Origin of the sequence: Trinickia sp. (assembly GCF_051954495.1) — a bacterium.
Taxonomy (GTDB): Bacteria; Pseudomonadota; Gammaproteobacteria; order Burkholderiales; family Burkholderiaceae; genus Trinickia.
In genome coordinates this window covers 1-22,937 of record NZ_JBQCHR010000169.1, presented here as the reverse complement: position 1 = coordinate 22,937, position 22,937 = coordinate 1, and the positions used below count along the sequence as shown (strand labels likewise).

The following is a 22,937-nucleotide window of genomic DNA, read 5'->3' as shown; positions in this document are numbered from 1 at the left end:
CGTTCCCGCGCCTCTCGTTCGACTTTGTAACGAGGCGTAACTTCCGTCGGCCGTCCACGCAGGAATGACGGTTACTGCGCCTCGGGTTCGTGGCAGCAGATGCCGATCTTGTTGCCGTCCATGTCCCGGAAATACGCGCCGTAGTAGTTGGCGTGATAATGCGGCCGAAGCCCCGGGTCGCCCTCGCTCGTCGCGCCGTTTGCTAACGCGACGGCATGCACGCGATCGACCGATGCGCGATCTGGCATGAGGAACGCCACCATCTGACCGTTTCCGCTATGCGCGGCCTGGCCGTCGTAGGGCCTGCCGATGATGAAGAGCGGCCGCGGTTTATCCTTTGCCATCCATCCGGCCCACGGCCGCTCGAGTTCGCGGAACTTCAACTCGTGGCCCATGGCGCTCATCACCATCGAATAGAAAGCGAACGCCTTGTCGAAGTCGTTCACGCCGATGCATACGTGCGAAATCATTGGCTGGTCCTTGGTCGTTTGCGGAGCGAGCGGTGGCGAGAAGGGGGCCGCCGAAGACGGCAGATTATCTGGTCTTCGGATGTTTCGCGAATCCCAATGCTTGCCTTGACGCGCTCGGCTCAAATCCGACTGGCGTTCATCGATGGCAAATTTGTCATCTTCGCGTCTCGGTTCTGACAGCCGTCGGGGATCAAACTAGGCACTAGTCGATGAGATGCCGGTTGGCCTCTCCGTCCGACTGCCCTGCAAAGCCACCTAGTCAGGCTGGGCTAGTTCAATCTCATTTAGGAGTCCTGATCATGCCGAAGATGTTCGCCGCCCTCGCTCTCGCCGCCGCCACGTTTGCCGCTCCGCTTGCGAGCTACGCTCAGTCGAGCGCTCCACTCACCCGTGCGCAGGTTCGTGCCGACCTCGTTCGCGTCGAGCAAGCGGGTTACGATGCGGCCCACGGAGGGGACAACCCTTACTATCCGGCCGATATTCAAGCGGCGGAAGCGAAGATTGCTGCACAGAATGCGCAGCAATCGGGTTCGAGCGCCGTAGGCGGCATCGCGCAGAACGGCACGACTGAAGCGGGGGCGCCGTCGCATATGCCGATGTCGTCGCGCTGCGTCGGGCCCGTTAGCTTCTGCGATATTTACTTTGGCAGTTAAGCCTTCTGAGCCGAACGCGGTATATGGTTTTGCCCGCATATTCAGGGGATCGCGTGTCAGCTCTTGCTGCAAGGTATCAAGGCAGCGGTATGGTCAACGTGCGTCACGCGCAATATCGTCTATCGACACTGCGCGTGCACATCCGCCATCGTTGCGAACCGGAGCAGCGACGGAAAATCGGTTCCACGTGCCAAGCAAAGGCAAATCAGCACGGCCGCCCTTTGCGGTCGAGTACCCATGCCGGTGGGCTTTGCAGTGTGACGGGCCGCAGGAATCGATTCATGGCGTCGTAACCCACAGAGGTAGTGAATGGCTGAGTTGACGCCGGCCACGGCCCGCCGTGGTGTTGACTGGACGCAACCGACACCCCGGTAGGTACACCGCCAAACAGTACGCGTCCCGCAATCCTAGTAGCGCACGCAGTGATCCGCTGCGCATCTGCCGACTCGGCTTCCGCGCCCCAAAGCGTAACGGTCAGACTCCCGCCGATAGCCCTGAGCACGTCCTCGATTTCGTCCACCGAAGTGACCCGGACGAGCAGACACGCGGGGCCAAAAATCTCCTCGTGCAGCGTCGGTTGTGCGACGAAATTTCGCGCGGATGTTTTTGCCAATACCGGCTTGGGCAGCATGTGATCGCCGTGCACCACTTTGCTTCCGAGCACCGCCTGAACGCCAGGCGTATCGAACAGTCTCGCAACGCCGTTGTCGAAGTTTCTCTTCATTCCGGGCGTCAGCATCGCATGGAGGCTCTTTGCTTCCAGCGCATCGCGCAGCGCGCTTTCGAACACGTCGGCTGTATCGTCTTCGAATAGAACAAGCACGCCGGGACTCGTGCAGATCTGGCCGCAGCCGAACTCCATCGAGTTCGCCAACATCTGCGCGAACTCCTCCTCTCTGTTGGCAAGTGCGCTAGGCATGGCGACAACAGGATTTATCGAGCCTAATTCTCCGTAAAATGGAATCGGCCGCGGCCGTGAGTTCGCGTGTTCCCACAGCGCAATACCGCCCCTGTATGAACCGGTGAAAGCTACGGCCGCGATGTCGGGATGGCGCACGAGCCTCACGCCGACATCGATACCGGCTCCCTCGACCATTCCAAGCAACCCCTGGGGGTACTCCAGTCGGCCAAGCGTTGACCGGGCCACCTCGAAAACGTAGCGGGAAAGACGAGGATGCCCCGGATGCGCTTTCACCACGACCGGACAGCCTGCCGCCAGCGCAGAGGCCGTATCTCCGCCGAGCACTGAGAATGCCAGCGGAAAATTGCTTGCGGAAAACATTGCGACGGGTCCGACCGGCACCCGCACCCGGACAAGATGGGGACGGCCACGTGGCGGCGCACCGGCGATCGGTGCGTCCTCGGATGCGGCAAAGGCGGTCCCGGCAGTCACATGGTCGGCAAATCCGCCGAGCTGAAAGATCGTTCGGTCGAGTTCGCTGTTGAGGCGTCCCGGCCCGAGCGACGTTTCGTCATCAGCGATATCGACGAGCGCATCTCGGTGCCCCTGCAGGTCATCCGCAAGCGCCTGGAGCAACCGCGCTCGATCCTCTGCGGATGACTGCGCCCACGCGCTGGAAGCCTGCGATGCGGCGAGGACAGCCGAGTCGATTTCGTCCGGCGACGAATCTTGAATTTGCATGATTGCTCCGAAATTACCCTTTTGAATACCCATATGCGAGACTCACATCACTCATCCACGGTATATGGCACCCCAGGAATCATGTGTGATTGATGCGCTGCGAGATCGTCAACGTTGTACGTCTTGATCAGCCATCGAATTCGATGCGCATCGCAGTCACCTACCTCCAGCACCTCGCGACAATGAATGCTGTGGTTGTTGCTGATCACGGCAAGATCCCCGGGCTCCAGCACGAGGTGCCGCTTATTCCGGTGCAGGACTTGGTCTAGGCGCTGTATCGCCGCAGCACCTTCGGCATCGTCCGTCCGCGTTCTGGCCGAACGCGTTTGAATCCCATGTCATAGTGGAAGCCAAACGACACCCTGGACTTTGGCGACGCTGCAGTAGGAGAGCAGCAGCCCTTCGATGGAATGACAGAGGTTCGTGCTCGCGTTGAGCCTACCTGCGTTTGTATGATTCATTGGGTCTCTCAGGTCTTTTGTGACGTTTTGGTTCTTTGTCCTTCGGCGCCGCCTAACGACGGAGCATGAACAATACGGCGAGCGCCTGTCGTTGTGAACTGAAAAGAAGTTATCACCCTATAACCACGTAAACGTAAAATTCGAATGCTTATAGATCAGCCAAGCGCTGCGCTCGTTTCGGTCCGGATGAAACAGTTCCTGCTTCTGGTAGCCGTGGCGAATCATGGGTCCATCAGAAGGGCTGCGGACGACCTGGCTGTGACACAGCCCGCCGCGAGTAAATCACTGTTGGAAATGGAGGCCGCTTTAGGCGCCCAGCTGTTCGAGCGCACGCATAGTGGGCTGGTACCCACGAAGGCCGGAAGCTGCGCGATTGAACACGCGAGAGGCATGATCGGTTCACTGCGCAGATTGAAATTCGATCTCGATAACATCGAACACAACCGACAAGGGATCCTGAGGATCGGCCTGATCATGGGCGCTGTTACCGGGGCGTTTTGCGATGTCATTCGCCGAGCATGCGAATCCCGCCATGGCCTAACGGTCGATGCACAAGAGGGCACATCGGCGGAGCTGATGCTCAAACTTCAATCGGGCGAGTTGGATCTGGTTTTCGCGCGAGGCGGCATGCTGGAAGGACAGCCCGATATCGAAACCATCCCTCTCGCGGCAGAGCCTGTCTGTATCGCTGCCGGCCTTCAGCATCCGCTCGAGTCGAATCGAATCTACGAATGCTCTGATTTAGCCAAGTACTCTTGGGTGGGGTACGAATCACGCGCCCCCCTTGCAGACCTATTGTCCACTTGGTTCCAGAAGCACGCGGGGCGCCCGCCCGTCATAAAACTCCGCACAGCGTCCGCTCTGGTAACGGTAGCAACGCTCTGCAATTCAGACTGCCTTGCATTGCTTCCAAGTTCCGTCTTCAAGCACGTTGCATGCGACGACCGCATCAAGAAAATCAAAACAACGTCCACGCTAACGTTGGGCGACTACGGCGCTTACTGGCACAAGCAGTCGCTACGCCTGGAAGTCATCCGTTCAGTCCTGTTGGATTCGTCGACGTGAATGCTGTCCTTTGACAGGGGCGTCATTCTCGGAGGCCGAATGTCACCTTCCCGCAAAAAATGGAGCCCGCGCACCCGGCATCGCCGCACGCGGGAACTGCGGCGGCAAATCGGTTACTTAAGCGTCGGAAGCCGCCGACGTTCTGGCGATCGCCTGCATGCAAGCCTGGGCGAACGTTGGAATGGCAGTGGCGTCCGGACATGCGCCGACCCACGATCGAAGTTCACGAGGATCGGGGCAGGAGCCGATGACTGAAGACCCTCGTTGAAGTGGAAGATATGAGCATTGTCACCCGGATCGAATTCGAAGCCCGCATTGAGGCCATCGAGGCACGCATGGATGCGCGCGTTGCCGGAGCCGTGTCGCGGATCGATGCGCTTATCGCGCGCATGGATGAGCGGGATAAGCGACTCGATGAGCGCGATATGCGGCTCGATGAACGTGATAATCGGCTCGATGAACGCGATAAGCGGCTCGAAATGCTCGTGCAGGCGGCGGCGGCCTCCGCGCAGAACGCATCGAATCTCAAGACGCACCTGTGGCTAGCGGCATCGACGCTCACTGTAGCAGTGGTCGGCACAGTCATCGCTTCGTCGTACGCCACGCAAGCGGCACATCTTGGCATGGCGCAGACGTTGATTTCAGCGTTTCAGCAGGGACAGCAAGCGCAGTTGCCTGTGAGGGAATAGCCGCCGTCGCTGTTGTCACACGAAATTCTGTCGTTTTGCTCGAAATTTCTTCAGTCAGCCCTACTATTGGCCCGCCATCCTCGAAAAACTGTCGCGCTTAGCGGCGCGCCCCGACGTACCGTCTTTCAGGACTGCGAGGATTCGTCGCCGCTGCTGGTATGTGCCGATGCAGAGCTGAAAGCCTCGCGCACCACCTCTTCGGGGTCTGTCAGTAATTTCGTGTTCAAGGCATATGATGCTCCCCAGGAGAAAATATGCCTCGCAAACCCGAGACCCCACCGGTAGAGCTGCCGGCGATCCCCGCCTTTCTGGTTCACGGAACCGTTGAGATAAGCGGGAGCCTCGAGTGGCCGAGCCCGTGGTTCCAGGTTAAGGTTCTCGATAAGATGTTGGTAACCAACGGGTTCTAGTTCGGCCACGAGACTCGAAAAACATTCAGAAGTCTCGAAATATTTTCGCAAACGGCCGTTCGGAAGGCCGGATACTCGAAAAATCCTCGCAAAACACCCGTCTTACGGGCACGGCCCGGCCGCTACACACACCCATTGACATCGGAACCAATCGGTCTATATCATGGCTTAACTTTTAAGCAACGCATCGTTTGCGAACCTGATCGATGGCAAATCCAGCTGGCGTGGGCCGCCCCCGCGAATTCGAACTTGGCGATGCCGCGCGCGACGCGATGAACGTTTTCTGGGACCTCGGATATGAAGGCGCGTCCCTGCCCGATCTGATGGCCGGTACCGGCTTGTCGCGCGGCAGTCTCTACAAGGCCTTCGGCGACAAGAAGGCGCTGCTGCTGGCGGCGCTCGACCTGTACATGGCCGATGGGCTCAAGGCGACCGCGGATATCCTGTCGCAACCCGGCCCCGTGAAGGATGCGATTCGCGACTCGCTGCTGCGCTATGCACGCCTGTCTGTCGGCGAGGCCGGCCGGCGGGGGTGCCTCGCGGTCGCGATGACCACCGAACTGGCCGCGCGCGACGCGGATGTCGCGGAGCGCACGGGGCGCATGTTCCGGCGCCTGCAGCAGCTCTATGCGGGCGCGATCGTCCGCGGCCAGGCGAGCGGCGAGATCGCCGAGCAGGACGAACAGGTGCTGGCGCGTTTGCTGGTCTGCCAGGTCGAGGGCATGCGGGTGCTGGGGAAAACCGGCGTGCCCGAGAGCGACATGCTCGCGCTGGTCGAGCGCACGATGCGCCTTCTCGACTAAATTTTTTTACTTAATTTGGAACTTACTGGTTCCGTATGGAGAGCCATCCATGTCACGAAATGGTCCCGTTTCGCCCGACCCGCGTCGCTGGGCCATGTTTTCCGTCCTGCTGGTCGGCGCGTTTCTGCCGCCGTTGGACTTCTTCATCATCAACGTCGCGCTGCCGTCGATCCGCGCGGAGCTGGGCGCCACGTCATCGGCCGAGCAACTGGTCATTTCGTCATATGCCGGCCTGTACGCGGTGACGCTGATCACCGGCGGGCGGTTGGGCGACCTCTTCGGCCGCGGCCGCATGTTCTTTCTCGGGTTGATCGGATTTGCGACGGCCTCGACGCTGTGCGGCCTCGCGAGCTCGCCGTGGTCGCTCATCGTCGGTCGCGCGTTGCAGGGCGTGACCGCCGCGATCATGGCGCCGCAGGCGCTCGCTTCGATCCAGGCGATCTTCCCGGAAGCGGAAAAGCCGCTCGCGCTCAGCTTGTATGGCGCGGTGTTCGGCCTCGCCGCAGTGGTCGGACAAGCGCTGGGCGGAATCCTGATCTCGCTGAACCTGTTGAACCTGGGTTGGCGCACGATCTTTCTCGTCAATCTGCCGCTGGCAATTCTGGTGGTGTTGTTCGGCGTTCCGTTGTTGAAGGAAACGCGTGCGCAGCATGCACGCAAGCTCGACCTCGGCGGCACCGCGCTGTCGGTGCTGACGCTTGGCGCGCTAATCGTGCCGCTGATCGAGGGGCGCGAAGCAGGCTGGCCCATATGGGCATGGGTGTCCCTTATCGCGGTGCCGGCCCTCGCCTGGTCTTTCTGGCGCTATGAGCGCAGGCTGGGCAGCCGCGGCGGTGCGCCGCTGCTCGATCCGGGCGCGCTGCGCGCGCCGGGGCTGGGACGGGCGTTGCTGATCGCGTTGCTGCTGTATGCGATCGGCGCGTTCTTCCTGCTGTTCTCGGTGTATCTGCAAAATGCATTGCACGTCGGTGCGCTGAGCGCGGGCCTCGTGTTCTTGCCGTTCGGCGTGGGGTTCCTGCTCGGCCCTTTGTCTACCCCGTCCTGCGCACGTCTCATCGGCGCTTACGTCAATCCGTTCGGCATGGGGCTGGAGGTCGTCGGGCTCGTCAGCCTCGCGTGGTTGATCCAGGTCACGCCGGTCGGGATGCCGCTCGCGTCCGTGCCGCTCGCCGCCGCGCTGTTCGTCATCGGTTTCGGACAGGGGCTCGCGCTGCCCACGCTGATGCGCATGGTGACGGGGCGCGTCGCCCCGGCGCTTTCCGGCATGATCGCCGGCATCGCCAGTTCGACGCTGCAGGTCAGCACCTCGCTCAGCGTCGCCATCATCGGCGGAATTTTCTATACGGTCCTCGGCACGCGCCAGGATCCAGCCGCCATTGCGCATGCGTTCATCGTCGCGCTTCTCTCGATGTCGTTGTTCCTCGCTGCCGGCGCCGCGCTGGGCATCTCGCTCGCACGCGCGCCGGCCGTCAGCAGACAGAACTTCAACATCGCATCGACGAAATGACTTTGCGCGGTGGGTCAAACGCCCCCGCTCGACATTGGCACAGCAACAAGACGCGAACAGTGAGTGGGGCGGGACGCGCCCTGGCAGGTTGGGCTATTCGCCGCAGCGAAAGGATGACTGGCGCACTACGCATGAACCGCCCCGGCAAAGCTCGGGCGTCACTCCATCGTTTGCTGCGAAAGCAATGATCTGATTTGCAGCCAACGCTTCGCCGCCACCTCGGGCAGCGCCCTCGAAGTGAGCAAGCGCGTCAGCATCCGCGGCAGGCTCGTTTTCTCACGGCCAAGGTACGTCCGTATCTCTTTCACGACCGCTGCTTGTGTCCACCCTTCCATCTCGGGAATGGCGAGCGGCGAGAGGTTGCGTCGGAAGACCGGCGCGACCTCCTCGCGGAGCACGTTTTCGAGTTCGTCGAGCGAGTAACCGGATAAGCGCAGCGCTTCGGCAATTCCGGCGTAGTCGTAGTCTTGGAGTTCCTTACCGACGAACAACTCCGAGAGAGCTTCCCAGACCGGGGCACGGCGTTCAAGGTTCAACTGTTCCGTCACGGTGATCACCTGGTCGGGCGAGGGTACAAAGAGCCGAAACTAGCTTCAGCGCCGTAGGTCGCAAGCAAGCCACCGACGAATGCGATCGCGCCGACGCACACGGGCGCAGTCGCCGCGCACACACCGACCGCAACCGCTGCGCCGCGAGCGGCTCGGCCACCGATAAGACCGGCACCGGCCAGGGTGCCCTGCTCGCCGCGTCCAGCCGCTCCCAGTCGATTAAATCGGTCAGCCAAGAGACGCTGGACAGTAAGTGGGTTCCGTGCGATCGGCGGCATCTCGCCTCGGGTGGCAGCATCGGCTAGCCACGAACGATGAGTTTCCGCATTCGGCCATGAAGAGTCAGTCGATGACCTTGGCTAGATCGTCAACAATTTCCGCAGCTATCGGCGCGTCAAGGCAATTGCCGATTCGCTGTTACGTCGCAGGGAGCGGCCCGCCAACTGCCCCGTGGTAAATTTGCGGGTGAGATTGCAATGCAAACGCGGCTCTCGTATAGTCACCATCTACTGTAACTATCCCCGGTTCAGCTTAAGAGGTTGTCGGCATGACTCATGTTAGACACCTCCGTCTTTGTCGAAGGTCTACTACTTGGCCTCGGACTGTTCTCCTCTGTGGGTCCGAAAGACGTATTCGTTATCAGACACTCGATCTCCGGTCAGCATTTGCTCCTTGTTGTAGCGGTTTGCGCCGGCAGTGATGCTCTACTCCTTGCACTCGGTGCCGGCGGTTTTACAGCGCTGCTGACGAGCCACCCCATTGTCGTTTCTATCTCGTTATGGGGAGGAGTCGCGTATCTCATTTGCCATGGCGCGCTGGCTTTCCGCGCTGCAATTGGCACCGAGCGGACAGTTCATGCTGGAGATGTAAGCACCAGTTTTTCTTTCAAAAAAACGTTGCTTGCCACGGCCGTAGTGTCGCTGCTAAACCCTTACGCATGGATCGACACAGTGTTTGTGCTCGGGGCGATGACCGCAAGCAAGTCGCCAGGCTCCCGCTGGCCTTTCGTTCTCGGCGCGATCATAGCGTCCTGTGCCTGGTTTCTTTTCCTTTCGCGACTTTCGTACGCTTGCCGCTGGATCTTTTGTCGCAGCATCGCCTGGCGAACGCTTGACGGCTTCGTTGCCGTCACAATGTTCGGGATCGCTGCTCACCTAGTCACGACCAACCTTTGAAGATCGGCATCTGCGAACTTCTCCCCATGACAATTGCCCACCGCGATTACGAAGCGAGACCCTCGGGACAACCCCACCTAGACGTGAGGAGCCGGATTTCCTGTTGGCTTTGGTGGTGACTGAATGGCCGCTTTGGAGAAGTGTGAAGGGCAAAAACGGGTCGTTCTGCGACGCACGTAGACGCCCGCACCCTCGCTAAACGCGGCTGCGGGTATCCACGCGTACTCGATAAATCCAGATTGCGAAGTAAAAAGACCCATAAGCTTCTCAACTTATGGGTCCTCCGTTATCGGGTCACGCGTCTATCTACAATCACCACCCTCAAACATCAATATTCCCCGCCCGCAGCGCATTGCTTTCAATAAACGCCCGCCGCGGCTCGACCTCATCGCCCATCAGCGTCGTAAAGATCCCATCGGCCGCGATCGCATCCTCGATCTGCACGCGCAGCAGGCGCCGCACGTTCGGATCCATCGTCGTCTCCCACAACTGCTCGGGGTTCATCTCGCCCAACCCCTTATACCGCTGCTTCGAAACATTGCGCTCCGCATCCGCGATCAACCACCGCATCGCGCTTTTGAAATCCGACACGGCCATGCTGCGCTCACCGCGCTTGATCAGCGCATTCGCCCCAATCAGCCCCTTGAACGTATTGGCCGTATTCACGAGCTGCTGATAATCGGCGGTCAGCAAGAAGTCCGCATCGATCACGGTCGACTTCACATTCCCGTGATGCGTGCGCTGAACCAAAAGCGACCACAATTCCCGCACACCGTCATACTGCGCGTGCACGCGCACTTCGGGCTTCATCGGATCGCTACGCAGCGCCGTCTCCAACGCCTTAGCCGTAGCCTCAGCCGAAGCCTCGCTTGCCAGATCGATCGCGATGCCGTCCATCACCGCCTCGAGCGCCTGCGCGTCATACAGCCGGCTCAACCGTTCCACGACGCCCTGCGCCAACAAATACGAACGCGCCAATTCACCCAGCGCATCGCCGGCGATCGGCGCGGCGCCTTCCGAAGGCACGAGCTCCGAGCCCTGCAGCGCCAAGCGCAACATATGCGCGTTCAGCTCGGCCCCGTCCTTCAAATACCGCTCGTCCTTCCCCGCCTTCACCTTGTAAAGCGGCGGCTGCGCGATATAGATGTACCCGCGCTCGATCATCTCCGGCATCTGCCGATAGAAGAACGTCAGCAGCAGCGTTCGAATGTGCGCGCCATCCACGTCGGCGTCGGTCATGATGATGATCCGGTGGTAGCGCAGCTTGTCGAGGTTGTAATCTTCCTTACCGATGCCGCAGCCCAACGCCGTGATCAGCGTGACGATCTGCTCGGAAGACAGCAGCTTGTCGTAGCGCGCCTTCTCCACGTTCAGCACCTTGCCGCGCAGCGGCAAGATCGCCTGGAACTTCCGGTCACGCCCCTGCTTGGCCGATCCGCCCGCCGAGTCACCCTCTACGATGTAGATTTCCGACTTCGCGGGATCCTTCTCCTGGCAATCGGCCAGCTTGCCCGGCAAGCCCACGCCATCGAGCACGCCCTTGCGTCGCGTCATCTCGCGCGCCTTGCGCGCGGCGTCGCGCGCACGCGCCGCATCGACGATCTTGCCGCAGATGATCTTCGCGTCGTTCGGCGTTTCCAACAGAAATTCTTCCAGCGCCTTCGCCACGACCTCTTCCACCGGCGCACGCACTTCCGACGACACGAGCTTGTCCTTCGTCTGCGAGCTGAATTTCGGCTCGGGCACCTTCACCGACAGCACGCACGACAAACCTTCGCGCATGTCGTCGCCCGACGTTTCCACCTTCGCCTTCTTCGCGATTTCGTGGTCGGCGATGTACTTGTTCATGACGCGCGTCATCGCCGCGCGCAGGCCCGTCAAGTGCGAGCCGCCGTCGCGCTGCGGAATGTTATTCGTGAAGCACAGCACGTTTTCGTTGTAGCTGTCGTTCCACTGCATCGCCACTTCCACGCCCACGCCGTCCTTCTCGCCGGCGACATGGAAAATGGTCGGATGCAGCACCTGCTTCGTCTTGTTGATGAATTCGACGAAGCCCTTCACGCCGCCAGCTAACGCGAAATCGTCTTGCTTGCCCGAGCGCTGGTCGGTCAAGCGAATACGCACGCCGTTGTTCAAGAACGAAAGCTCGCGAATGCGCTTCGCAAGAATGTCGTAGTGGTATTCGATGGAACCGAAGATCGTTTCGTCGGCCATGAAATGCACTTCGGTGCCGCGGTTCTCGGTTTCACCGATGAGCTGCATCGGCGAAACGCGCTCGCCGTCCACTTCCTCGATCACGCGGTTCTGCGGCACGCCACGGTGAAACTCCATGAAGTGCTTCTTGCCGTCGCGGCGCACCGTCAAACGCAGCCAGCTCGACAGTGCGTTCACGCACGAGACGCCCACGCCGTGCAAGCCGCCCGACACCTTGTAGCTGTTCTGGTCGAACTTGCCCCCGGCGTGCAGTTCGGTCATCACGATTTCGCCGGCGCTGCGCTTCGGATCGTGCTTGTCGTCGCGCTTGATGCCCGTGGGAATACCGCGGCCGTTGTCCGTGACGGACACGGAGTTATCCGCGTGAATGGTCACATGGATGTCGTTGCAGTAGCCCGCCAGGGCTTCGTCGATCGAGTTGTCTAGGACTTCGAAAACGAGGTGATGCAAACCGGTGCCGTCCGACGTGTCGCCGATGTACATCCCTGGGCGCTTGCGCACCGCTTCCAGACCTTCGAGGATCTGGATCGACGAAGCGCCGTAGCTGTTGTCGGGTTGCGTATTGTGCTGTTCACTCATGGATAGGTTCCGGTTCTGCATTCACTGCGGTTGTGCCGCGCGACACTTCGAACGCCTTCAAAAAACCAGGCAGCGGCTCCAGTTTTTCTCGCCCCGTGACCGGGGCAGGCGGCGGGCGGCAGGTTTCGCACGCCCTTTAAGAAACGCCAAAGGGGCGCTGCGCCCCTTGGTTTCGTTCTTGTATCGGCTCGTCTTAAATGCGCATCGGCATGACGACGTACTTGAATTCGTCGTTCTCGGGAATCGTGATCAGCGCGCTCGAGCTGGCGTCGCCCACGCTCACCTGCAGCATGTCCACCTTCAGATTCGCGAGCACGTCGAGCAGGTACGTGACGTTGAAGCCCATGTCGATCGTGTCGCCCTGATAGGCGATCTCGAGTTCTTCCTGCGCCTCTTCCTGATCGGCGTTGGTCGACATGATCTTCAGCTGGCCCGGCTCGATCACGCAGCGCACGCCCTTGAACTTGTCCGACGTCAGAATCGCCGCCCGCTGCAGCGAACGCTGCAATTCGTCGCGGCCGATCACGAACGTGTTCTTATGCGCCTTCGGGATCACGCGCTGGAAGTCGGGGAACTTGCCCTCGACGAGTTTCGAGACGAGTTCGACTTGGCCGAACGTGAACTTGACTTGCGTGGAAGCGATGTCGATCGTCAGCGTGTCGTCGATATCCTCGAGCAGACGTTGCAGTTCGAGAATCGTCTTGCGCGGGATGATCACTTCCTGGCGCGGGAAATCGCCGTCGATCTTCATCGACGAAAACGCGAGGCGGTGGCCGTCCGTGGCCACGGCCATCAACTGGCCGCCGTCCACGACGAGCAGCATCCCGTTCAGGTAATAACGGATGTCTTGCTGCGCCATGGCGAAATACACCATGCCCAGCAACTGGCGGAACGTCTTTTGCGGAACGGTCAGGCTGGCGCCGTAATCCTTCGCCTGCGCAACGGTCGGGAATTCGTCGGCCGCGAGCGTCTGCAACGCAAAGCGGCTCTTGCCCGATTGCACCGTCAAACGCTTGTCGGAAAGCGACAGGCTCACCTGGCCGTCGGGCATCGCACGCAAGATGTCGAGCAGCTTGCGCGCCGCCACAGTGGTCGCGACCGATTCGCCGCCCACGCCGAAATCGGCGCGCGTCGTGATCTGCAACTCGAGGTCGGTCGACAGAAACGACACATCCGGGCCGTTCTTGGTGATCAGCAAGTTCGCGAGGATCGGCAACGTGTGGCGGCGTTCGACGATGCCGCTCACGGTTTGCAGCGGCCTTAAGAGGTTGTCTCGTTCGGTCTTGACCAGTTGCATAGGGTTCCTTCGTTGATATGACGGCAAACCACGCCTCACCCGGCAGATTCTTCGACGAAAGCGCCGTTACCCCGTATTTCCTTGCGCGCCTTCGCCGTTCTGCCCGCGCTTTCGTCCCGCGCTTTCATCCCGAGCCGGCGCCTCGCTGACTGCGCGAGACCGGCACGAGGGGCTAAACCTATATTGTGCCTGAAAAATACCCCGCTCCCGCCAAAACGGACGTTGGCGGGCGTGCATGGCCGTTCGACATCGGGGGCGCCGGCTCGCGCGGGCTCAACCCTTGAGCGTCTGCTCGAGCACGTGCAGCTCGTGGTTCAGCTGCGCGTCCTTGCCGCGCTCGTCGGCGATCTTGCGCACCGCGTGCAGCACGGTCGTGTGATCGCGGCCGCCGAATAGCTCGCCGATCTCGGGCAGGCTCTTTTGCGTGAGCTCCTTGGCGAGATACATGGCGATTTGCCGCGGCCGCGCGATATTCGCCGGGCGCTTCTTCGAATACATGTCGGCGACTTTGATGTTGTAGAAATCGGCGACCGTCTTCTGAATGTTCTCGACCGAGATCTGACGGTTCTGCACCGTCAGCAGATCCTTGAGCGCTTCCTTGGTCAGCTCGATCGAGATCTCGCGCCCGTGGAACTTCGAATAAGCGAGGATCTTGCGCAGCGCGCCTTCAAGCTCGCGCACGTTCGAGCGCAAATGCTTGGCGACGAAGAACGCGACGTCCTCCGACAAGCTCACGCCCTCGGACTGCGCCTTGCGCATCAAGATCGCCACGCGCATTTCGAGCTCGGGCGGCTCGATCGCCACCGTGAGGCCCGAATCGAAGCGCGAGATCAGCCGATCGTCGATACCCGAGATTTCCTTGGGGTAGGTATCGCTCGTGATGATGACCTGCGCCTTGTTGGCGACGAGCGCCTCGAACGCGTAGAAGAATTCTTCCTGCGTGCGCGACTTGCCCGAGAAGAACTGAATATCGTCGATGAGCAGCAGATCGAGCGAATGGTAGTAGCGCTTGAAATCGTCGAACGCCTTGCGCTGGTACGCCTTCACCACATCGGACACGTACTGCTCGGCGTGGATGTAGCGGATGCGCGCGCCGGCCTTGTCTTGCAGCAGCTGATTGCCGATCGCATGAATCAAGTGCGTCTTGCCCAGGCCCACGCCGCCATAGAGAAAGAGCGGATTGTAGGAAATGCCCGGGTTGTCGGCCACCTGGATCGCCGCCGCCCGCGCGAGCTGGTTCGCCTTACCCGTCACGAAGTTGTCGAACGTGAGCACGGGGTTGAGCTTCGAGCGCTCGTACATGGATTCGGTCTCGGCGTTGCCGAGCCCCGGGCCCGAGCCGGGCCGCCAAGTGCGGCGAGCCGCGGCGGCTTCATGCGCGTCGACGCTCGGCAAATCGAGATCGGCGGCGTCATCGAGCGCGCCGTTCGCCGCGCCCGCGGCCGACCCGCCGCTCCCGCCGTTCGCCCCCAGCGCGCCGCCGGCCCTTGCCGCCTGCGCGGCGGAACCGTTGCCCGGCCCCTGTCCCGCGCCGGCATCGCGCGCAAGACTGGCCGCGTTCATGGCCGATGCCGCCGAGGCCGGCACGCGCGGCAGCGGCACCGACGAGCCGCCGGCGCTCGAGCGCATGCCCGCCTTGGGATCGAGGACGAATTGGACTTCCACGGGCGCCTGCCAAAAATCGCGCGCGAGATCGGAGATACGACCCGAAAACTGGCTCTTGACCCAGTCGAGCTTGAAGCGGTTCGGCGCGGCGATGGACAGCGTGTTCGCGCTGGCGTCGAAGGCGACCGGGGCCAACGGTTTGATCCACGTCACGTACTGCTGGGGCGTCAACTCGCGCTCCAGCAGTGCGGAACAGTGTTGCCAGAATTCGTTCATCAAAGCGATATCTTTTTAAGGCACGACGACTCGCGGCCGCCCTCTCCGCACATGGCGCGGAGAAAGGACCCGGTTCGGCAAAGCGAGCGAGCCCCGCAGCTTGGCGCCGCACGGTGTGCGGCGAGCAGGCTGATTCGGAGCGGCGTGCTGGTTTCTTGAGGTAAGGCGAGATTCTACCGCCAAACGCGAAGCGCAAGGGAGTTATCCACAGGGCCGGATCGTGCATCCCATGCGCGCGAAAACGCGACCGCGCGCGACACGCGCAAGCCGTTCGCGCGGCTAAAGTATTGACGGCCAAGAGAAAAGCGGTTTAAATAGCGGGTTCCCGCGAAAGCGAACACCCTTTTTTCGACCCCGGCCGTTGCCTAGTGTTGTCTAGTGCCGATGCGCGCGCGGTCCATTCTCAAGTGAGATCGACATGAAACGTACTTACCAACCGTCCGTTACTCGCCGCAAGCGCACCCATGGCTTTCGCGTTCGCATGAAGACGGCCGGCGGCCGCAAGGTCATCAACGCCCGCCGCGCGAAGGGCCGCAAGCGTCTGGCCATCTAAGCAGTCGAAGGCGACGCGCGCCGTGGCCGGTGTCCGCGGCAACGCGGGGGCGGTCGGCACTCACTTGCCTTGCCTGTCCTGATTGGGCCCGGTTCCGTTGCGAGCGCCAGCAGCCTTCCCCAAAGCCGCGAGGCTTCTCAAAACGGATGAATTTTCATCCGTTTTTCGTTTGCGTCCGTGGCGTCGCTCGACGCATTTCGTCGTGTACGCCAGGCCAACCGGCCAGGCGGCGCGTCTCGGGCTCGTCGTCGGTAAGAAGTTCGCGCCGCGCGCGGCCACGCGCAATCTCGTGAAGCGAATCGCGCGCGAGCATTTTCGCCAGCACCGCGCCGAGTTCGACGGCTGGGACGTGCTGTTGCGGCTGTCCACGCGTTTCGACAAGGCCGCGCTCCCCAGCGCCGTCTCGCCGCCGCTCAGGGCGTTGTGCCGCACGGAAATCGAGATGCTGCTCGGCAAGGTGTCGCGAGAAATCGCACGACGTCAGGCGCAGGTGCCGCCGCCCGAATCGGCGCAAGATTCGCAGGCCTAGAATTCCTCGCCTTCATCGGCCGGGGCCTTCTAGGGCTTTAAGTAAGGAGCATGGGTGTGCGTCGAGGGGTTCTGCGCGCACGGTTCGCGCGCTTCGCTGCTTCATGGGAGTCCCGCTCCCTCATGCCATGCAAACGGCTATGCAAACGGTGCTGATCGCGCTGCTGCGTCTGTATAAGGTTGCCGTAAGCCCGATGCTCGGCAGCCGGTGCCGTTTTTATCCCTCCTGTTCCGATTACGCACGCGAGGCAATCCAGTATCATGGCGCCGCGCGCGGGAGTTACCTCGCGGTGAAGCGCTTATGCCGCTGCCATCCGTTTTCCGCGGGCGGGATCGATCTCGTTCCACCCGCACCCCCGAAAAAGCGCTGAAACGCCGCTCCATCGACTCTGAGACCACGCATGGATATCAAACGCACCATCCTATGGGCGATCTTCTTCGTGTCGGCTGTCATGCTGTTCGACAACTGGCAACGCGATCACGGCCGCCCGTCGATGTTCTTCCCGAACGCGACGCACCAGACCAGCACGAGCCCCGCCTCGGCCGCGTCGAATACGCCGGGTTCCGAAGCCGCCGCGCCGTCGAGCAACGCCGCTCCCGTGCCCGGCACGGCGCCGAGCCAGCCGCAGGCTGCCGCGCAGCTGGTCCACTTCAGCACCGACGTCTATGACGGCGAGATCGACACCCGCGGCGGCACGCTCGATAAGCTCGTGCTGACCAAGAATGCCGATCCGAAGGGCGCGCCGCTGAACGTCACGCTGTTCGACCGCACCGCGAACCACACGTACCTCGCGCGCACCGGCCTCATCGGCGGCGATTTCCCGAATCACAACGACGTCTACACGCCTGTCGCCGGCCCGCGCACGCTCGGCGACGACCAAAAGACGCTGCAGCTCTCGTTCGAATCGCCCGTCAAGGGCGGCGTGAAGGTCGTCAAGACCTACACGTTCACGCGAGGCAGCTATGTGATCGGCGTCGATACGAAAATCCAAAACGTCGGCACGGCGCCGGTCAAGCCGAGCGTCTACATGGAGCTCGTGCGCGACAGCGAGCCCGTCGAGACGCCGCGCTTCTCGCATACGTTCATCGGCCCGGCCGTCTACACGAACGAACATCACTTCCAGAAGGTGACGTTCAGCGACATCGACAAGAACAAGGTCGACGTAGCGAATTCGGCAACGAGCGGCTGGGTCGCGATGGTTCAGCACTATTTCGCGACGGCCTGGATTCCGCAGCAAGGGGCCCAGCGCAGCATCTACGTCGAGAAGATCGACCCGACGCTCTATCGCGTGGGCGTGCAGCAGCCGCTCGCGGCGATCGCGCCGGGACAATCGACGGACGTCTCGGCACGCCTGTTCGCCGGGCCCGAAGAAGAGCGCGCGCTCGAAGGCATCGCGCCGGGGCTCGAACTCGTGAAGGACTACGGCTACGTCACGATCATCGCCAAGCCGCTGTTCTGGCTGCTCGAAAAGATCCATGGCGTCGTCGGCAACTGGGGTTGGGCGATCGTTCTGCTCACCGTGCTCATCAAGGCCGTGTTCTTCCCGCTGTCGGCGGCGAGCTACAAGTCGATGGCGCGCATGAAGGCGATTACTCCGCGCATGCAAGCGCTGCGCGAGCGCTTCAAGAGCGAACCGCAGAAAATGAACGCGGCCCTGATGGAGCTGTACAAGACCGAGAAGGTCAATCCGTTCGGCGGCTGCTTGCCGATCGTGATTCAGATCCCGGTCTTCATTTCGCTGTACTGGGTGCTGCTCTCGTCGGTCGAAATGCGCGGTGCGCCGTGGATTCTCTGGATTCACGACTTGTCGCAGCAGGATCCGTTTTTCATCCTGCCCGTGCTGATGGCCGTGTCGATGTTCCTGCAGACGCGCTTGAATCCGACGCCGCCCGATCCGGTCCAAGCCAAGATGATGATGTTCATGCCGATCGCATTCTCGGTCATGTTCTTCTTCTTCCCAGCCGGCCTCGTGCTCTATTACGTCGTGAACAACGTGCTGTCGATCGCGCAGCAGTACTACATCACGCGCATGATGGGCGGGGACAAGAAGAAGGCCGCCTGATCGAAGCCGGCGGTGTGGCGCATGCCACGCCGGCCGGCACGATTCCATCCGCATCCGCACGCAAAAACGCCCGGTTCACACGCTGAACCGGGCGTTTTTTATGGTGCGCGCTGCTCTATCGTTCGGGGCGGTCGCCGTAAAACTGATCGATCAATTCCTGCACGAGGTAGCGATGATGCGGGGAAAGCGATTCGATCTTCGAGGCAAGTTCGATCGTCTCGGGCGTGAGCGGGTACTTCTCGTCACGCGGCAAAGGCTTGGGCGTGGTGCGAGCCGCCACGTTAGGCGGCGGGCCGTAATGCAGCCAGTGCAGATCGACGCGCAGCCAGTCGGCCAGCGTACGCAGTTTGTCTGCTGTCGGAATCGTGCGACCCGTCAGCCATTTATGTGCGGTTTGCGGAGAGATCGGCTGATCGCCGTGGTGGCGCAGGTTGAAATGCAACGCAAGCTGCGTCCCGCCCATGACTTTTTCAGGGCTGCGCTGCAAAGCGAACTTGAGGCGCTCGGAGAACGCCGCTTTTTCTTCGACGGTTGGCATCGCGAAATTGTGCAATTGCGCCCGTTCGAATGAGACAACCGGTCGGGCCAGCTTTAGCTTGATCGGGTGCGCATCCGCGTCGTCCGAGCCAAATAACGGGATTGATTCATGTCGACGCAACTCACGCGAAAGCCGCTTGGCGCAGGCCTCACAGCGATCTATACCCTCGCGCACGCTTCACTTCGTCCGAATTCTACGCTATCTCGATTAAGATAAATCTTAACTATGGTAATCGCGGCGTAGGGCGTTGTCCGCCGGTTCGATGGGCGCGCGCAGCGGCACGCTACAATGCCGGGCATGCGCACGCCTTGCGCGGCAAGCTTGTTCCGAGCCGTCACCCCGCATCGTTCCCGCGTGTTTTTCCGTTGCGGCGTGGCCCGTGCGCCGCATAAGCCCTCTTTCGCTCGTTCCCGTTCGATCATGCTCGCTCTCGATTCCGATCCCGTCGTCGCCATTGCTACCGCGCCAGGCCGCGGGGGGATCGGTGTCGTGCGCGTTTCGTGCGGGCGGGCGGGGGCGCAAGCGGCGCTTGCCTTGATGAGCGCGCTGTGCGGCCAGGCGATCGCACCGCGTCATGCTAGCTATGTTCCGTTTCTCGATGCCGGCGGCAATGTGCTCGATCGGGGGATCGCGCTGTACTTCGCGGCGCCGCATTCCTACACGGGCGAACACGTCTTGGAACTGCAGGGCCATGGTGGGCCGGTCGTACTGCAACTGGTCCTACAGCGGTGCCTCGAAGCCGGGCAACCGTTCGGCCTTCGGCTGGCGGAACCCGGCGAGTTCACGCGGCGCGCGTTCTTGAACGACAAGCTCGATCTTGCGCAGGCCGAAGCGGTCGCCGATCTGATCGAGGCCAGTACCGAAGCCGCGGCGCGCTCCGCGGGACGGTCGCTCGAAGGGGCGTTCTCGCGCGATATTCACGCGCTCGTCGACGAAGTCATCGCTTTGCGCATGCTCGTCGAGGCAACGCTCGATTTTCCCGAAGAGGAGATCGACTTTCTGGAAGCGGCCGACGCGCACGGCAAGCTGGCGCATATTCGCGCACGGCTCGATCACGTGCTCGGCGAGGCGCGTCAGGGCGCGTTGTTGAGGGAAGGGCTGTCGGTCGTGCTCGCGGGGCAGCCCAATGTCGGCAAATCGTCGCTGCTCAATGCGCTGGCCGGGGCCGAGCTGGCGATCGTCACGCCGATCGCCGGCACCACGCGCGACAAGGTCACGCAGACGATTCAGATCGAAGGCATCCCGCTGCATGTCATCGATACGGCCGGGTTGCGTGAAACCGAAGACGAAGTGGAACGGATCGGCATCGCGCGCACATGGAGCGAGATCGAGCGTGCCGATGTCGTCCTGCATCTGCTCGATGCGCGGTTGGGGATGACCGAGGAAGACGTCGTCATCGCCCGACGTTTTCCCGTCGGCGTGCCCGTCGTGCGCGTGTTGAACAAGACCGATTTGACCGAGGTCGGTCCGGAGGTGAATCGGCTCGCGGCGACCGAAGACGAGGCCGACGTGTGCGATGTTCGGCTGTCGGCCAAGAAGGGCGAAGGCATCGAACTGCTGCGTGCCGAGTTGCTGCGCATCGCGGGCTGGCAAGCCGGGACGGAGAGCGTGTACCTCGCGCGCGAACGACATTTGATCGCGTTGCGCGCCGCGCAAGAGCATGTCGCGCTCGCGGCGGCGCATGCGCAAGAGCGCGCGCAATCGCTCGATCTCTTCGCGGAAGAGCTGCGCTTGGCGCAGGAAGCACTGAACTCCATCACGGGCGAGTTCACCTCCGACGATTTGCTGGGCGTGATTTTTAGCCGGTTTTGTATCGGGAAGTGAGCGTTTGCCCGAGGCGGGGACGATAAGCCAAAAACAGAACCAGAGCGAGGACGGGGATGCCACCAATTTTCCTGGAATGCGGTCGTGCTAGCGCGCGTGCATTTGCCATTTCGCGATGCGGCGGTCTCGTAATCCTGTTGGCGTTCGCCGGCACGGCGTACGGTTATCAGTCTTCTTCCCGCGACGAGTCCCAACTGATGGAGCATGGCCACTACGTGAACCACAACGGGCATGTCGTGCATTCGCCCGCGCACTCGAGAACTGGCTCGGTGCCGGTCGGCGCCACCGCAAGGTGTGGCGACGGGACGTACAGCTTCAGTCAGCACCACTCGGGCACGTGCTCGCGTCATCACGGCGTCGCCGAGTGGGAATAGTGGCCGTCGTCGCGGTGGCGCTTTGCGCGCGCGTCACTGCTCCCGAGCGCCCCGCTACGAGGTCAGCGCACCGTCGCCGACTACAGCGATTCGTCCAGACCGGCGCCGGAATTAGGTAAAATCGGCGTTTTTCGCGCACCGGGATTTTCGGGGCGATCAACTTGTGGAGGGAGGGGTTGTGCAGCTTACTGACATCGGCCTGTATACCTTCCATGAGGCGGCGCTGCTGACAAAAATCCCCGTCCGAGATCTGCGGCGCTGGTTGGACGGCTATTCCTACCCGGACAAGAAGCACGCCTCGGTCTCCGTTGCCCCCCTCTGGGAAACCGAGCTTGCCGACGATTCTCTCGACGGCATCAGTTTCCACGACCTACTCGAGGTCCGCTTCGTGCATGCGTTTCGGAAACATGGGGTCAGCCTGCAGGCGATCCGCCTTCCCAGCAAGCGCGCTCGCGAACTGTTCAAGACGGACTACCCGTTCACCTCACACCAGTTCCGCACCGACGGGCGGACAATTTTCGCGTCGGCCATCGAGGAAACCGGGGAAACCGAGTTGCTGGACCTAGTTAGCCAACAGTACGCATTTCGGAAGGTCATCGAGCCTTCGCTTTACGCCGGGATCGAGTTCAACCAGGAGCAGGTTGCGACTCGCTGGTACCCGACCCCGCGGAGCAAAGCGGTCGTGCTCGATCCAACCGTTGCCTTCGGCAAGCCCATCGTCACGCACGGCTCCGTCAGGACATCGATCCTCTACGACGCGTTCATCGCGGAAGGCAACAAGAATCTCGTGGCAAAACTATACGAGGTGCCGGTGGCCGCGGTAAACGCGGCTATCGCCTTCGAAGAAAGCCTCGCGGCGTGAAGTTCCTGGTCGATAACAACCTTCCACCGGCCCTAGCGCGGGCCCTACATGCGTTGTCGGAGCCTGATGACCACTCCGTTGTCCACCTGCGAGAAAAGTTCGCTCCGAACACCAAGGACTCGGACTGGATCGAAGCTCTCGCCCGAGAGAGCGGATGGTCGGTAATCACGCACGACAAACTGAACAAAGGGCTGGAACGGGAGGCATTGAGACGTGCCGGCTTGCTCGTCTTCTTTCTTGATAAGGGACGGTCAAACCACCGGTTCTGGGGGATAGCGCACAACCTTGTGCGATGGTGGCCGCGGATCATCGAGCAGTCCGAGGGGATCAAAGGGGGCGCGGCATTTAAGGTCCCCTACAATTTCACCGGCAAAGGACAATTCGAACAGGTCAAGCTATAGGGATGGCTTCGGTCAACTCCGCGCCACGCTGTTACTGGCAGACGTACAACTCACGCGTGACAGACTCCACTACGACGGCCCCTCGCGCGCTCACCCTCAATGCAATTGCCGCTTCAGACATAGAACCGCGCTCATCGACAGCCGTCCCCATCGTCTCGACATTACTGACGAGCATGGTCAGGCGCGCAAGATATGGACCGCGCCGCAATGTGAGCTTGGCTCGCTGGAGCGCCCATTAGCGCGCCTCGCGAAAAGCAGTGTACGAGCGATCGGAGTACAGTAAGGACCCTGTAGCCACTCCAAGGCCAATCCATGGCCGCCATGAGGTTTCGATGAAAATCGGAGAACTGGCCAAAGCGGCCCACTGCACGACCGAAACGATTCGTTTCTACGAGAAAGA

General features: G+C 61.5%; 22 protein-coding genes. 15 read left to right on the top strand and 7 right to left on the bottom strand.

What is annotated here, in order from left to right; translation table 11 throughout:
- Positions 1-71 precede the first annotated feature (71 nt).
- Positions 72-470 carry a VOC family protein gene (locus tag ACTHNR_RS23535; RefSeq protein ID WP_440550702.1) on the bottom strand — a complete coding sequence of 133 codons (399 nt, stop codon included), beginning with the start codon at positions 468-470 and terminating at the stop codon, positions 72-74.
- Between the two features lie 299 nt (positions 471-769).
- Here ACTHNR_RS23535 and ACTHNR_RS23530 point away from each other — a divergent pair, with 299 nt between their 5' ends.
- On the top strand, positions 770-1,123 hold the full coding sequence (locus ACTHNR_RS23530) for a DUF4148 domain-containing protein (protein WP_440550700.1): 354 nt from the start codon (positions 770-772) through the stop codon (positions 1,121-1,123).
- 205 nt (positions 1,124-1,328) lie between these two features.
- Here the strand turns inward: ACTHNR_RS23530 and ACTHNR_RS23525 are convergent, their stop codons facing one another.
- Positions 1,329-2,765 carry an aldehyde dehydrogenase (NADP(+)) gene (locus ACTHNR_RS23525; protein ID WP_440550699.1) on the bottom strand — a complete coding sequence of 479 codons (1,437 nt, stop codon included), beginning with the start codon at positions 2,763-2,765 and terminating at the stop codon, positions 1,329-1,331.
- A gap of 647 nt (positions 2,766-3,412) precedes the next feature.
- Between ACTHNR_RS23525 and ACTHNR_RS23520 the strand changes: the two genes are divergently transcribed.
- From ACTHNR_RS23520 to ACTHNR_RS23505, 4 genes are all read left to right on the top strand, one after another.
- Positions 3,413-4,291, top strand: a complete 879-nt coding sequence (locus tag ACTHNR_RS23520; RefSeq protein WP_440550698.1) for a LysR family transcriptional regulator — start codon at positions 3,413-3,415, stop codon at positions 4,289-4,291.
- 278 nt (positions 4,292-4,569) lie between these two features.
- A complete protein-coding gene (locus ACTHNR_RS23515; protein WP_440550696.1) occupies positions 4,570-4,980 on the top strand; it encodes a hypothetical protein in 411 nt (136 codons plus the stop codon).
- A 616-nt stretch (positions 4,981-5,596) separates the two neighbouring features.
- Positions 5,597-6,193: a TetR/AcrR family transcriptional regulator gene (locus ACTHNR_RS23510; protein WP_440550694.1), complete on the top strand. Its 597-nt coding sequence runs from the start codon at positions 5,597-5,599 to the stop codon at positions 6,191-6,193.
- 49 nt (positions 6,194-6,242) lie between these two features.
- Complete coding sequence (locus ACTHNR_RS23505) at positions 6,243-7,700, top strand: MFS transporter (RefSeq protein WP_440550693.1); 1,458 nt, start codon at positions 6,243-6,245, stop codon at positions 7,698-7,700.
- A gap of 158 nt (positions 7,701-7,858) precedes the next feature.
- Here ACTHNR_RS23505 and ACTHNR_RS23500 read toward each other — a convergent pair whose 3' ends face one another.
- On the bottom strand, positions 7,859-8,248 hold the full coding sequence (locus ACTHNR_RS23500; RefSeq protein ID WP_440550691.1) for a DUF7079 family protein: 390 nt from the start codon (positions 8,246-8,248) through the stop codon (positions 7,859-7,861).
- Between the two features lie 554 nt (positions 8,249-8,802).
- Here ACTHNR_RS23500 and ACTHNR_RS23495 point away from each other — a divergent pair.
- A complete protein-coding gene (locus ACTHNR_RS23495; protein ID WP_440550690.1) occupies positions 8,803-9,423 on the top strand; it encodes a LysE/ArgO family amino acid transporter in 621 nt (206 codons plus the stop codon).
- Between the two features lie 321 nt (positions 9,424-9,744).
- Here ACTHNR_RS23495 and gyrB read toward each other — a convergent pair whose 3' ends face one another.
- From gyrB to dnaA, 3 genes are all read right to left on the bottom strand, one after another.
- Positions 9,745-12,216 (bottom strand): DNA topoisomerase (ATP-hydrolyzing) subunit B, encoded by a 2,472-nt coding sequence (gene gyrB / locus ACTHNR_RS23490; RefSeq protein ID WP_440550688.1) that lies wholly within the window; start codon positions 12,214-12,216, stop codon positions 9,745-9,747.
- 193 nt (positions 12,217-12,409) lie between these two features.
- Entirely contained in the window at positions 12,410-13,513 is a 1,104-nt protein-coding gene (gene dnaN, locus ACTHNR_RS23485; RefSeq protein ID WP_440550687.1) for a DNA polymerase III subunit beta, read from the bottom strand.
- Positions 13,514-13,786: 273 nt separating this feature from the next.
- Entirely contained in the window at positions 13,787-15,394 is a 1,608-nt protein-coding gene (dnaA, locus tag ACTHNR_RS23480; RefSeq protein WP_440550685.1) for a chromosomal replication initiator protein DnaA, read from the bottom strand.
- A gap of 418 nt (positions 15,395-15,812) precedes the next feature.
- Between dnaA and rpmH the strand changes: the two genes are divergently transcribed.
- From rpmH to yidC, 4 genes are all read left to right on the top strand, one after another.
- A complete protein-coding gene (rpmH, locus tag ACTHNR_RS23475) occupies positions 15,813-15,947 on the top strand; it encodes a 50S ribosomal protein L34 (RefSeq protein WP_004198824.1) in 135 nt (44 codons plus the stop codon).
- An 82-nt stretch (positions 15,948-16,029) separates the two neighbouring features.
- Positions 16,030-16,476 carry a ribonuclease P protein component gene (gene rnpA / locus ACTHNR_RS23470; RefSeq protein WP_440550684.1) on the top strand — a complete coding sequence of 149 codons (447 nt, stop codon included), beginning with the start codon at positions 16,030-16,032 and terminating at the stop codon, positions 16,474-16,476.
- 139 nt (positions 16,477-16,615) lie between these two features.
- The gene (gene yidD, locus ACTHNR_RS23465; RefSeq protein WP_440550780.1) at positions 16,616-16,846 is read left to right on the top strand and encodes a membrane protein insertion efficiency factor YidD; all 231 of its coding nucleotides are present in this window, start codon (positions 16,616-16,618) and stop codon (positions 16,844-16,846) included.
- A 30-nt stretch (positions 16,847-16,876) separates the two neighbouring features.
- A complete protein-coding gene (yidC, locus tag ACTHNR_RS23460) occupies positions 16,877-18,538 on the top strand; it encodes a membrane protein insertase YidC (protein WP_440550682.1) in 1,662 nt (553 codons plus the stop codon).
- A gap of 115 nt (positions 18,539-18,653) precedes the next feature.
- On the opposite strand, the gene ACTHNR_RS23455 is transcribed toward yidC, so the two are convergent.
- Positions 18,654-19,076 (bottom strand): transcriptional regulator, encoded by a 423-nt coding sequence (locus ACTHNR_RS23455; protein WP_440550681.1) that lies wholly within the window; start codon positions 19,074-19,076, stop codon positions 18,654-18,656.
- 420 nt (positions 19,077-19,496) lie between these two features.
- On the opposite strand from ACTHNR_RS23455, the gene mnmE reads away from it, so the two are divergent.
- From mnmE to ACTHNR_RS23430, 5 genes are all read left to right on the top strand, one after another.
- A complete protein-coding gene (mnmE, locus tag ACTHNR_RS23450; protein WP_440550679.1) occupies positions 19,497-20,900 on the top strand; it encodes a tRNA uridine-5-carboxymethylaminomethyl(34) synthesis GTPase MnmE in 1,404 nt (467 codons plus the stop codon).
- 56 nt (positions 20,901-20,956) lie between these two features.
- Complete coding sequence (locus ACTHNR_RS23445; protein ID WP_440550677.1) at positions 20,957-21,274, top strand: DUF3761 domain-containing protein; 318 nt, start codon at positions 20,957-20,959, stop codon at positions 21,272-21,274.
- Between the two features lie 178 nt (positions 21,275-21,452).
- A complete protein-coding gene (locus ACTHNR_RS23440) occupies positions 21,453-22,136 on the top strand; it encodes a DUF433 domain-containing protein (protein WP_440550675.1) in 684 nt (227 codons plus the stop codon).
- Positions 22,133-22,537: a DUF5615 family PIN-like protein gene (locus tag ACTHNR_RS23435; protein WP_440550674.1), complete on the top strand. Its 405-nt coding sequence runs from the start codon at positions 22,133-22,135 to the stop codon at positions 22,535-22,537. Before ACTHNR_RS23440 ends, ACTHNR_RS23435 begins: the two co-directional genes overlap by 4 nt.
- Positions 22,538-22,869: 332 nt before the next feature.
- A partial coding sequence (locus ACTHNR_RS23430; RefSeq protein ID WP_440550778.1) for a MerR family DNA-binding transcriptional regulator occupies positions 22,870-22,937 on the top strand: 68 nt, incomplete at its 3' end.